Annotated in this window: 11 protein-coding genes; all 11 read right to left on the minus strand. The window is 65.1% G+C overall.

The features are described from left to right. Positions 1 to 52: 52 nt before the first annotated feature. Positions 53 to 550 (minus strand): cytochrome c-type biogenesis protein, encoded by a 498-nt coding sequence (locus tag B9A15_RS07860; protein ID WP_084409496.1) that lies wholly within the window; start codon positions 548 to 550, stop codon positions 53 to 55. Next, positions 547 to 2,541: a heme lyase CcmF/NrfE family subunit gene (locus B9A15_RS07865; protein ID WP_084409497.1), complete on the minus strand. Its 1,995-nt coding sequence runs from the start codon at positions 2,539 to 2,541 to the stop codon at positions 547 to 549. Before B9A15_RS07865 ends, B9A15_RS07860 begins: the two co-directional genes overlap by 4 nt. Then, positions 2,538 to 3,026 carry a cytochrome c maturation protein CcmE gene (gene ccmE / locus B9A15_RS07870; protein ID WP_084409498.1) on the minus strand — a complete coding sequence of 163 codons (489 nt, stop codon included), beginning with the start codon at positions 3,024 to 3,026 and terminating at the stop codon, positions 2,538 to 2,540. The genes B9A15_RS07865 and ccmE overlap by 4 nt, the downstream gene beginning before the upstream one ends. After that, positions 3,023 to 4,258 (minus strand): c-type cytochrome biogenesis protein CcmI, encoded by a 1,236-nt coding sequence (gene ccmI, locus B9A15_RS07875; protein WP_084409499.1) that lies wholly within the window; start codon positions 4,256 to 4,258, stop codon positions 3,023 to 3,025. Before ccmI ends, ccmE begins: the two co-directional genes overlap by 4 nt. Positions 4,259 to 4,656: 398 nt before the next feature. Next, positions 4,657 to 5,094, minus strand: a complete 438-nt coding sequence (locus B9A15_RS07880) for a hypothetical protein (RefSeq protein WP_084409500.1) — start codon at positions 5,092 to 5,094, stop codon at positions 4,657 to 4,659. Positions 5,095 to 5,121: 27 nt separating this feature from the next. Further along, positions 5,122 to 6,480 carry a sensor histidine kinase gene (locus B9A15_RS07885; protein ID WP_280173784.1) on the minus strand — a complete coding sequence of 453 codons (1,359 nt, stop codon included), beginning with the start codon at positions 6,478 to 6,480 and terminating at the stop codon, positions 5,122 to 5,124. Between the two features lie 139 nt (positions 6,481 to 6,619). Further along, complete coding sequence (locus B9A15_RS07890) at positions 6,620 to 7,282, minus strand: response regulator transcription factor (protein WP_084409502.1); 663 nt, start codon at positions 7,280 to 7,282, stop codon at positions 6,620 to 6,622. A gap of 53 nt (positions 7,283 to 7,335) precedes the next feature. After that, the gene (locus B9A15_RS07895) at positions 7,336 to 7,593 is read right to left on the minus strand and encodes a hypothetical protein (RefSeq protein ID WP_084409503.1); all 258 of its coding nucleotides are present in this window, start codon (positions 7,591 to 7,593) and stop codon (positions 7,336 to 7,338) included. A 155-nt stretch (positions 7,594 to 7,748) separates the two neighbouring features. Continuing rightward, positions 7,749 to 7,955, minus strand: a complete 207-nt coding sequence (locus B9A15_RS07900; RefSeq protein ID WP_084409504.1) for a hypothetical protein — start codon at positions 7,953 to 7,955, stop codon at positions 7,749 to 7,751. Between the two features lie 41 nt (positions 7,956 to 7,996). Next, on the minus strand, positions 7,997 to 11,893 hold the full coding sequence (locus tag B9A15_RS07905; RefSeq protein ID WP_084409505.1) for a baseplate multidomain protein megatron: 3,897 nt from the start codon (positions 11,891 to 11,893) through the stop codon (positions 7,997 to 7,999). Between the two features lie 7 nt (positions 11,894 to 11,900). Next, positions 11,901 to 12,371, minus strand: coding sequence for an NlpC/P60 family protein (locus B9A15_RS07910; RefSeq protein WP_084409648.1), 471 nt, complete (start codon positions 12,369 to 12,371; stop codon positions 11,901 to 11,903). Positions 12,372 to 12,378 lie beyond the last annotated feature (7 nt).

Genomic DNA, 12,378 nt, shown 5'->3' on the forward strand with positions numbered 1-12,378 from the left:
GCTTTGCGACATGGGCGGCCGGCAATGTCGGCCGTCCTTGAAGAGACACGGATCAGCCGTCTTTCAGGACTCGTGCCAGCGCTTCCTGTTCCTCAGCTGTCAGTTTCTGAGGCTCCTTGTTCGCGCGGCGCCCCCGGGCCGAAAACGCCGCATAGCCGATCCCCGCGAGAAGCACGACGATGGGCGTAGCCCAGAGCGCGATGGTGCCGATCTCCAGGCGCGGCCTCAACAGCACGAATTCGCCATAGCGCGAGACCAGATAGTCGATGACCTCTTGATCTGAATCGCCGGCTTCCAGCCGTTGGCGAACGAGCACCCGCAGATCCTTGGCGAGCTCGGCATTGGAATCGTCGATCGACTGGTTCTGGCAGACGAGGCAGCGCAGACCGGACGAAAGCTCCCGCGCGCGGGCTTCGAGGGCCGGATCGTCCAGCACCTCGTCCGGCTCGACCGCAAAGGCCTCACTCGCAAAGAGGGTCGGCATGACCGGTGCCGCCAACGCAAAGGCGAGTGCGAGGCCGAGAGAGACGAGAGCGTTGCGGATCATCATGCGCCGGCCGCCTTCGCTCCAACCGCCGTCGGAGCACGCCGGCGCCCAGGCGCGCCGACGCGCAAGCGCCGGTCGGCCAACGAAACACAGCCGCCGAGAGCCATGAAGATCGCGCCGATCCATATGAAGGTGACGAGCGGCTTATACCAGATGCGAACGACCGTCGCCCCGCCATTCGCCTCCGAATCCCCCAACGAGATATAGAGCTGCGAGAACCACTCCGTGCGGATGCCGGCTTCCGTCGTCGGCATCTGACGGGCGGTGTAGAGGCGTCGAGCGCTCTCCATGGTGTCGACGCTCGTCCCATCGCGCAACAGCGTGAAATTGCCGACCTCTTCCGTATAGTTCGGCCCCTGCCGCTCGCTCATGCAATCGAAGCGGACGGAATAGCCGCCCGACTCACGCGTCTCTCCCGGCGACATGGCCGTGACGACTTCGGTCTGGAAGGCCGAGACGCAGACAATGCCGAGAACGGTGACGCCGAGGCCGAAATGGGCGAGCGTTGTGCCAAAAGCCGAGCGCGGCAGACCTTTCAGGCGCTTGAATCCGGTCGCCAGGCCGGCTTTGCGGAAGCCCGCCCGCTGGCCGAGATCGGCAAAACTGCCGACCATCAGCCACACCGCCAGGGCGACGCCGAAAGCGGCGAGAATCTCAGTGCCTCGCGTCAGTGCCAGAACGATAATCGCACCGCCCAGCGCCGCGCCGATCGCCCAATAGAGCCGCTGCGTCGCCCCGGCGAGATCGCCGCGCTTCCAAGCGAGCAACGGTCCGAAGGGCACCGCGAAGAGAAGCGGCAGCATCAGGGGACCGAAGGTCAAGTTGAAGAAGGGCGCCCCGACCGAGATTTTGGCGCCGGTCGCCATTTCCAGAACCAGCGGATAGAGCGTGCCCACGAGAACGGTCGCGGCCGCCGTGGTCAGGAAGAGATTGTTGAGAACCAAGGCCCCTTCCCGGCTGACCGGCTGGAACAGCCCGCCCGATTCCAGCGCGGAGGCGCGGAAGGCGAAAAGCGCCAGCGAACCGCCGATGAAGATGCAGAGAATTGCGAGGATGAAAACGCCGCGCGTCGGATCGGTCGCAAAGGCATGCACGGACGTGAGGACGCCCGAACGCACGAGAAATGTGCCGAGCAGGGAGAGAGAAAAGGTCAGGATCGCCAGAAGAATGGTCCAGACCTTCAGGGCCGAGCGCTTTTCCATGACAAGAGCCGAATGGAGCAGCGCCGTTCCCGAAAGCCAGGGCATGAAGGAGGCGTTTTCGACCGGATCCCAGAACCACCAGCCGCCCCAGCCGAGCTCGTAATAGGCCCAATAGGAGCCCATAGCGATACCGAGCGTCAGGCAGATCCAGGCCGCCAAAGTCCAGGGCCGCACCCAACGCGCCCAGGCCGCATCGATCCGCCCGTCGATAAGCGCGGCGACGGCGAAGGAGAACGCGATCGAGAAGCCCACATAGCCGAGATAAAGCAGCGGCGGATGGATCGCGAGACCGATATCCTGAAGGATCGGATTGAGATCCTGGCCCTCGAAAGGCACTGGAAAGATGCGCGTGAAGGGGTTGGAGGTCAGAAGAATGAAGGCGAGGAAAGCCGTCAGCACCCAGGCTTGGACCGCCAGCACATTGGCCTTCAAGCTCGGCGGCAGATCGCGCCCGAAGGTGGCGACCAGCGCGCCAAAGAAGGCGAGGATCAAGACCCAGAGCAGCATCGAACCTTCGTGATTGCCCCAGACGCCGGAGATCTTGAAGATCATGGGTTTCAGCGAATGGGAATTCTCGAAGACGTTGAGCACGGAGAAGTCCGAGGTGACATAAGCGGCGGTGAGCGCCGAGAAGGAAAAGGCGAGAAGCAGAAAGCCCGCGCTCGCCGTCACCGGCCCGATATCCATCAAACGCTTGTCCCCGATCCGTGCGCCGATCAGCGGCGCGACCGATTGGACGAGGCTGACGGAGAGGGCGAGGATCAGGGCGTAATGGCCGAGTTCGACGATCATGAGCCCACTCCCGTCATGGCGGCTTCGGGCGTCGCGGCCTTCGGGGCGGACTTGTCGTGGTCCCAAAGACCACGCGCCTTCAGATCGTCGACAACTTCCTTCGGCATGTAGTTCTCATCATGCTTGGCAAGGACAGTATCGGCAAGGAAGACATGGTCCGGCCCGAGCGTGCCTTCCGCTACGACGCCCTGCCCTTCCCGGAAAAGGTCCGGAAGGATGCCGGTATAGGTCACCGGCACGCTTTCGACCGTATCGGTCACGCGGAAGGTGATCGTCTCCCTGCCCCCGCGAATCACGCTGCCATCCTCGACCATACCGCCGAGCCGGATGCGCTGGCCGGGCGATGGCGTCTTGGAGACGATGTCGGTCGGCGAATTGAAATAGGCGACCGAGTCCGACAGCGCGGTCAGAACGAGGCCGGCGGCAAGACCGATAACGGCGAGAATGCCGCCGATGAAGCTGAGACGTTTGCCCTTGCGCGTCATGGGGTCTGTCCTTCCTGCGTCGGCTCGACGCCGAGAGATCTTGCGAGAGCGGCGATCTCGGACCGGGCGTTCTCATTGTCGCCCATCGCCCCAAGCGCCCTGGCAAGCGCGTCGGAGGCCTTTTTCGGCTCGCCCAAAACGGAATAAGAGCGAATGAGGCGCATCCAACCTTCCGCATCATCAGGGTTCTGCGCAAGCTTCGAGGCCAGTTGCGACACCATGCCCTCGATCATGGCCCGGCGGTCCCCGGCATTCATGCCGGAGGCCGCGGCCATCTGTTCTGCGGTCGGCCCCGGCACGCTTGGGGCTTGCGAAGGCCGAGACGTGCTTGTCACGTCGGCTGCGCTGCTCGCCGCAAGATCGCTCTCCGGCAGCGGAGACAGACCCGCTTTCTGGCGGGAGTCGGCAAGGCCCGCACGGGCTATGTTCATCCAGGGCGCGTTTTCAGGGCTCGCCTCAATCAGGCTCTGCCACGCAGTCGCAGCCTCTTCGTTCCGGCCTTCCTGCGAAAGATCGAGCGCAAGGAAGAAGCGGGACGGGAGATAATCTGGATTGTCCTTCAGGGAGCGTTCGAAGGCCTGGCGCGCCTCCTCGGTCACTTCGCCGCCCGCTTGTTGAACGAGTGCCTCGCCAAGACCACCCTCGCGCGCCGCATTCGTCCCCAGCAGGGATATTGCTTTCTGGAAAGCGTCGACGGCGTCGTCCGTGCGGCCCATGCGCAGATAAATGGGCGCGATGACGTTCCAGCCCTGGCCGTCGTCGGGGTTTTCCGCGAGCCGGGCTTCGGCTGCGGCCAGAAGCTGATCGACCTCGGGATTGATCGAAGGGCCGCCGCCCGGAACCGCGCGTGCGGATAAGGGGTAGTCCTGAAGGCCAGGCGCACCGAACATCCCATAGGCGGCCACCGACAGAATAGGGACACCGAGCGCCATCACCGCGGCGACGGCGAGAGGCCAGCGCGCACCGGCCGTGCCCTTTAGCGCGCCGGCACTTGCCGCGGCATCAGCCTTCAGAAGGCGTCGGGCAATCTCGGCGCGGGCCGTCTCGGCCTCCTCGCTCGACAAGGTGCCGCGCTCGACATCGGTCTCGAGTTCGGACAGCTGGGCGCGATAGACCTCGACATCATGCTCGGCGCGCGTGCGAGCGGCCGTGCCAGCCGGAAACAGCACGGGATAGAGGATCACGAGAACAATGCCGGCGGTCATGGCCGCTGCGATCAGCCAAAAAATCATCGATGCCGTCTATTCACTCTCGTCACGCAAAGCCCAAGGCCGCTCGGCCAAGAGGCCTCCCTCCCATCGCTCATTTCACCTTTGTGCCGCCATCCACTTGACCTTGGTCAAGCCGCGACGGGTTTTCGGAGAAAACAGCGTCTGCTTTCGTCCCGACCGACCATGATGAGACCCAGGCCAGGACGAGCTTCGCCGCTCTTCTAACAGACCTTTTGAATCGTCCCAATCAAATCCGCCGTGAAACCATCTTGCGCAAGAGCCCGGAAACAGATCGCCGGAACGCTCGAGACGGTGCGAGGCCGCTTCAAGCAAGACAGGATATTCGAGACGTTGCCGTGCGAGAAGCATTCGCGGCCGCAGCGGCAAGGCGGTGAAAGCGCTCGCTTCCCCCGCCGCGTTCAGGCGACGGGCACCCAAAAGCCGTCCGCCCCCCGGCAGGCAGTTGCGGTGATGCCATTCGTATCGGCGCCATCGACATATTGCGTATAGCCCCGGCAATCCTGGGAGCCGACACGATAAAGCTGCGTCGGCACGACGCGCCCGGAATAGCCTTCGGCGGACCAAGTGACCGCTTGGCCCGCGGTGCCGAATTGCAAGGCCTGATATTCGGCGGCGACGGCGCTCGCCACCACCTGCGACGGCAGGCGTCCGCCCGTCTGGCTTCGTGCGATGGCGCCGCCATCTAGCGCCGCGACGCCTGGCGGTGTCGAAGGCGCAAGCATACCACCGGTCGTCAGACAACCGCTGAGGCCGGCTGTCGCGGTCAGGGCAAAGGCGGGAAAGAGGAAGCGCAGCGCTCGCATCGGTCGCGTTTCGATCCAGACGGGTTCGATCAATCAGGTTTCAGTCGCTTCACCCGACCCTCATGTCAAGGCATCGACGCCATTGAGGCGCGGCAAGCTGACGATCGCGGCCAGCCCGCCGAGGCGCGCCGTCTCCAGCCGAAGGCTGCCCTGATATTCCTGGGCGAGATCGGAGACGATGGACAGGCCAAGGCCACTGCCGGGGGTTTTCTCGTCGAGCCGGCGGCCGCGCTTGAGGGCAAGCTTGCGCTCGGCCTCCGACAATCCAGGCCCATCGTCCTCGACGATCGCCTCGAAGCGCTCGGGCCCGGCTGGGCGCATGACCAGACAAATCTCGCTCCGCGCCCATTTGCCGGCGTTTTCCAGGAGATTGCCAAGGATCTCCTCCAGATCCTGCCGCTCGCCGGAAAAGATCAGATCATCCGCCTCGTTTGTGTCGAAGGCGACTTTCAGATGCGGATTGAGCTTACCGATGACTCGCACCAGCCTCTCAGCCACCGGCGCGACCGGTGTACGGAAAACGACGCTCTCGGTCTGAGCGGCCATGCGCGCGCGGTCGAGATAATGCTGGACCTGACGGCGCATGGCGAGCGCCTGTTCGCCGACGAGCCGGCCGCTTTCCCCGCCGAGCTTGTCGGCCTCGTTGGTGAGAACCGCGATCGGGGTCTTAAGCGAATGGGCGAGATTGCCGACCTGGGTTCGGGCCCGTTCAACGATGCGGCGATTGTTGCCGATCAGCGCGTTCATCTCGGCCGCGAGCGGCGCGATTTCGGTCGGGAATTCACCCTCGAGCCGTTCGGCCCGTCCGTCGCGGATGCGGGCGAGCGATTGGCGAACCGTACGAAGAGGTCGCAGTCCGAGAAGGATGACCGCCGCATTGACGATGACGGTACCGGCGGCCACGGCGCCAAGATAGGCGGCGAGCTGGCGATCGAAAGCATTGATATCCTCGGCAAGTTCCGAACGATTGCCCATGACGCGAAAACGCGCCGCCCGATTCTCGTCATCGAGGACGACCTCGGTTTCCAGAACCTGAAGGTCCTCGCCCGCAAGCCCCTTCATGGGATAGCTGCGCTGATAGCTCACGTCGAAGGGAACTTCGCGCAGAGGTTCGGAGGGAATGGCGGAATAGCCGAGGGAGGGGGAGGACAGGCGCCCTCGCGTGTCGCGGCTGGCGGGAAGAACCTCCCAATACCAGCCGGATTCGGGCTGCATATATTGTAGATCGCCTAAGTTTGGCGAACCGGTCAGAACGCCGGCATCGTCGATGCCGACGGAGTTGACGAGATTGTAGAGTTGCGCCTCGAGAAGTGCGGCAAAACCGTCCTCGGCGGCCTGGCGATAGAGCGCGGAAATAAGGATACCAGCAGCCACAAGGGCGATCGCCGCCCAGATGCTGGACAGGCCGACGACGCGCACCGCCAATGACCGGGCGATCGAACCGCCCCACCGTCCGATAAGGCGCCTGCGAAGACCTCGGCGCCGCCTCTCGGGCCCGCGCCTTTCGGCGTTTTCGGATGTTCGATCCGTACCATCTCTTGTCGCGGACGTCGCGTCATCAGGCGTCATGATGCAGCCGGTAGCCCTGGCCTCGGATCGTCTCGATCAGATCGACGCCGATCTTCTTGCGAAGGCGCCCGACGAACACTTCGATCGTGTTTGAATCGCGGTCGAAATCCTGATCGTAGAGATGTTCGATAAGCTCGGTGCGCGAGACGACGCTGCCCTGATGATGCATCAGATAGTCGAGAAGCCGAAACTCGTGGGAGGTGAGCTTTAGGGGTGAGCCATTGACCGTCACCCGCGCCGTGCGCGTATCGAGGCGCAAGGGGCCACATTCGAGCTCGGAAGAGGCATGGCCGGCGGCGCGCCGGATCAGCGCGCGCACGCGCGCCAGCACCTCCTCGATATGAAAGGGCTTGGTGACATAGTCGTCGGCGCCCGCGTCGATCCCGGCAACCTTGTCGCTCCAGCGATCCCGGGCGGTGAGAATGAGGACGGGCATATTGCGCTGATCCCGGCGCCAGCGCTCCAGAACGCTGATCCCGTCCATGACCGGCAGGCCCACATCGAGAATGATCGCATCATAAGGTTCGGTATCGCCCAAGAAATGCGCTTCCTCGCCATCGCTCGCCTGATCGACAACATATCCAGCCGTTGTCAGGGCCTCACTCAGCTGTCTCAGGAGGTTTTCGTCGTCCTCCACCACGAGAATTCGCATAAAGGTCGTCTCCCCCACTTCGTCCCGACCGGTTTGACGTGATGAGCCCCGCCTCAACGCCGGATCGTCACCACCTGGCGACGCGGCTTGCCGTCCCCCTGGGGCGGAATAAGGACGGTGACCTGGCAAATGGTCTGCCCGCCGCGCGACTGCTGAGAGACCGACATCATCCGCCCGCCCGTCTGCGCCTCGGCTTCGGCAACCTCGGCCGAACCGCAGCTGGCCTGCCCACCGCCCTGCCCGTCCCCCGAGCCTTGGGCGCCAGCCGAGACCACGGTGGCCGCGACTGAAAAACAAACGAGGCCCAGCATTCGAATCGTTCGGGAAAGGAAAGACATTCGCGACTGCCATTCGGGTTGCCCGGCCGTGATCGGCCGGGCTTGTCGGTCTAAGGACATACGGGTGAACCTTGCCTGAATAGCCATATCCCCTCGGTCGACCGATGACTTCGTCTGATGGGCGAAACCTAGCGGAGTGTCTTGTCCGCGGCCAGACGTCCATAGATGGCGACGAGCGCGCCGATGGCCGCCGCCGTATCGAGAAGCGCGGTCGCGATCGCGTCTTGTGTCGCCGGCGCCACATGCAGCCCGCCGAGACCGGCAAGCGCCGCCCCCAGGGCGACGAGACCGCCCCAGACGGTCTTCGACTGATACCAGGGTTTGTCGTTCAGCATGACGGAACTCCTTCTCGTCTTTCGGGGGATGAAATAGGGGCTCAGGCGCCAGGCCTTGCGAAAAGGCGCCGCGCCTCGGCGCCGGCGCCCCAGACCGCGCTGACCTGCGAGACGGACAGGCTGAGCGACGGCGCCAAACCGCCGAAAACCGCCATCTGATCGCTTAAGGACAAGACGAAGCGCGGTTCGCTCGTCTCGGTGAAGACAGCTGGCTCGGTATCATCGGGGCCGGCCCGGATCGCGAGGCGATAGGCTTCGCGCTCCTCGCAGAGCGGCACCTCTTCCGCCGCCCAATTGTCGCCGCCGAACCGCGCGCGCCGGATCCAGCGAAACAGGCAGCCGCCATCCGGGGAAAAGCGCGCCCGGAGATGGACCGGCGCAAGCGGGCGCTTGGCTTGAAGACCGAGGCTCGCTTCGAGGGTCACGCCGGCCGCATCGTCCAGAGGTCGACCGAGCGGGACGACGCGCAGGGCCATCGGCCGGCCGAGTTCGGCATCGCTCAGAGTCAGGGGTGTCACCGCCTCGTCCATCAAGAGAAAGCGCGTGCCGGCCGGCGTCACGGTTGCGGCCTCGGCCTCGCTGCCGCCTTGCCCGCGAATCAGAGCGCTCAGCACATAAAGATTCGGTTCGACCTCCTCGGCATCGACGAATTGCACGAATTCGCGCGCCCCCTCCTCTCTCAGCAGTGCCACGGCATTTCGTCCCGCAAGCACATCGCCGAGTGGCCGGGTCGCCAGTTCGCCCCGATCAAGCCGCACGGTCATTCGTCCGGCTCTGTCGAAGACGCCCACCGGCCCCGGCGCCAGCGGCTCGATCAGCGTGCCAGTTACCGCCGGCCGCTCGACGATGGCGCGGTGCGAAAGGCCACCGCCCGGCGGTCCGGCGAGGACGGCATAAGGAAGCCATGGCTTGGCCTGAAGCGCGACTCTCGGCCCGCCCTCTTCCCCGAGCGGCGAGCCGGAGAGATCGAGAAGCGTGACAGCCGGTCGAGAGGCCAGCACCGGCGCGATCAAAGGCGGCGGACTTTCTTTGCGATCGAGGCTCCCGGCGCCTTGCCCCTCGCGACGCGAGAAGCGCCGCGTTTCGACCTTTCGGGCCTCGCCGCTGGCAATGCGCGTGACGAGCCATTCGCCCTCGCGCCCATCGATGGCGAGAACGTCGCCCGGCTCGATCGCCGCCATGTTCGGCGCCAGGGACAAATCCATCGTCTCCAAGCCGTCGGTCGTTTCGGCGAGAAGCCGCGCCGCAAAGCGCTCGGCCCGTTCGGCATGAAGCACGGCGGGGCTCATTGTAATGCTCTTACGCGGCGAGGCGGCGTTCGCCTTCAAGGCATCGGCAACGCCCGGCTGATAGGCCCGGTCAGGGTCGGAGAAGCCAATCGCGACCTCGTCGGGGCGTTCGCCGGCCTCGCCGCGTCTCTTGGCCACGATCGGCCCGTCCGGGTCGACGAGCGCGTCGATGATGATCGGCTCGCGCTTGCGAGCGAGCGTCGAGAAGGCGATGGTCCCACCAGACTCCACCGCCATGGCACCGACAAGATCGAGAATCGTCTCGATGTCTTCTCGTGCCGTCCGGGGCCCGTCGACCACATAGCCATCGAGACAGGCCTCCAAATCTTGCGTTTCAAAATCGGTGATCCCGTGGTCGGTGAGGATCTGGCGGATCAGCGCATCGACCGGCGCATTGGAGAGCCGGCCGTTCAGCCAATGGCCGAGCCGCCAATTGGTGCCGTCGGTCCAAAGATCCGTGCGGCTCGGAAAGGCCGGATAGGGCCGCGCGTCCCAGGTCCAGACGTGAATCGCGTCTGCGGCAACCATCGGCCCGCCATAGACGCTGGAGATCGGGTTGAGCGACGCCGCCTCGGCTCCCACACCCTCCCGCCAAGCCTCCAGAGTCACCTCCAGGAATCGCCGCTGGGCGAGATCGTCGCGAAAGCCGCGCGAGTGATAGGGCACGAGACTTTCGGAGGATTTCGGATCGACGAAGACATTCGGCTGGTTCGCCCCGCGATCGATCGCCGGACAGCCGAGTTCAGTGAACCAGATCGGCTTCATCTCCGGCTGCCAGGCCGATCCAACCCCGGTTTCGGCCCCACCACGCCGCTCGATATGCGGGTTCGACCACCAGCCACGAAGATCCTTGTCGCGATAGACGAAGGGCTTGCCAGCGACCCCGTCGGTGATCGGCGTGCGGATGCCGGCCTCCCGATCGGCGTCGGTTTCGTAAAACCAGTCGAACCACTCACCGCCGGCGATCTTTTCCGCGAGCGCCGAGCGGTCATAAGGGGACGGCGTTGACGCTCCCTTCTCTCCGCCGCTTCGCCAATCGGTCAGCGGCAGATAATTGTCGATACCGACGACGTCGATCGCGGGCGAGGCCCAGAGCGTGTCGAGATTGTAGAAGAGGTCGCCCGAGCCGTCCTGGGGCCGATAGGCGGCATATTCGCTCCAATCGGCGGCATAGGTGACTATCGCCTGCGGCAGGAGCGCTTTGACGTCCTCGGCGATGGCGAGCAGCGCCTCGACGAAGGGAAAGCGCCCCTCCCCGTCCCGAAGGCGCGTCAGCCCGCGCATTTCCGAGCCGATGACGAAGGCGTCGACACCGGCCTTCGCAGCCAGATGGGCCTGATGGAAGATCATCCGCCGATAGGACCATTCCGCCGGCCCTCGATAGGCGAGCCGGTCGCCCTCCCAGGCAAAGTCCGCTGGACCGGCGGTGCCGACAAAGGCCTCGATATCGGAGCGCGCCGCAGCCGTGCGATCGGTCGTCCCCGCCATCGTCTCGGCGAGATCGAGGCTCATGCGCCCGCGCCAGGGATAAGGCGGCTGCTCGTCGCCGCCATACGAATCGGCGAGGCCGTTGCCCACTGGGATATCCATCAGCATGAAGGGGTAATGGGTGACGAAGAGGCCCCGCCGCTTCAGATCGCCGAGCGCGCGCAAGACGCCCCGATCGCTCGGCGTGCCGCCATAGGCCGGTGAGCCCTCGATCCGGCTGATCAGCCTTGCGCTCTCCCGATCGCAACCCCCGGCGAGCCATGGCTCGCTTTCGTCGCGCTGCCGGATTTCGACGCCCGGCATGATGTTGCAATGCCCGGCGCGCAGATCGTCGGCAAACCAGGCGACGACCAAGGCCGCGCGCTTCAGGCCGGGCGCCAGCATCTGAAGCTCGTCGATCGAGGCGAGCCAATCCGAATCGCCGAAGGTGACATTGCGATTGATCAGCCGATCCTCGCCGGGGCCAAGCCGCTCGCGCACCGCCGCTGGGTCAAGCCCATGTTCGGTTGCCCCTGGAATGATCGTCACCGCCTCGATCGCCCGTTCCAGGTCACCAATCGGGCGAAGCACCTCGCAGGAGATCTGCGGAATGCGATTGCCCCAACGCTCCAGCGCCAAGCGCTCGAAGACCACATAAGCGAGGCCGCGATAGGCCGGCGCGTTGCCCGCGCCTTGCTTCGCCTCGATCAGCGGATCGGGACCTTGGGTCTCGTCGCCGCGATAGACACGGATCTGGTGGTCGGCCTGATCGATCTCCTCGCCATCGGCCCAGATGCGGCGGATGCCGGCGATCGGCCCCTCGCAGAGACCGACGGCGACATTGCCGAAATAGCTGTAGGTGGTCACCTCGACCCCGCCACCGCCGCCCTTCCCACCCTGGCGCTCGGTCTCGCTCTCCTCCTCGAAGCGCGTTCCCCAGATCACCTGACCGGCAATGCGCGCCGTGCCGTAGACGCGCGGAATGCCCGCGCCCTCGTCGGCCTCCATGATGCGGGTCGCGCCAAGGCGCGGGCCCTCGCGCTTCTGGGTGGGCGAGAACAGCGCAGTGTCGATCGCCGCGCCCGCCAGCCCGCCCGCCGCCCGGCCGAGGATTGCCCCGACCGGCCCACCGAGCATGCCGCCGAGCGCGCTGCCCACCGATTGCAGGAGTATCGTCGCCATAGCGGCCTCAGCTCGTTGGATCAGCGGGAAAAGCGAAAATGCCGGCGATCCGTCGCCGCCACGCATCCGGCAGGACCGAGACGACCACCGCGCTACGCTCATAGGCGTGGATGAGGGTCCCGCTCACACCGGCAACGCCGCAATGGGTCGCGGGCCTTTCCGCTCGAAAGCGAAAGAGGACGACATCGCCGGGCGCCGGATCGCGATAAGACCGCTCTACAAGATGGCGCTCGGCCGCCTCCAGCAGACGCTCGTGCCGGTCATGGGCGTACCAATCAGGACGATAGGGCTCGACGCTCTCCGGCTCGGCGCCGAAAAGCCCGCGCCAGACACCCCGAATGAGACCCAGACAATCGCAGCCGACCCCGGCGCGGCTGCCCTGATGACGATAGGGCGTGCCGATAAAACCATGGGCGAGAGCCAGAACCTGATCGGGCTCGGCGCAGAGCTGTCCCGAACGATCGGCGTGATCGGACATTTCCACC

It is taken from the genome of Fulvimarina manganoxydans (genome assembly GCF_900176465.1).
Taxonomy (GTDB): domain Bacteria; phylum Pseudomonadota; class Alphaproteobacteria; order Rhizobiales; family Rhizobiaceae; genus Fulvimarina; species Fulvimarina manganoxydans.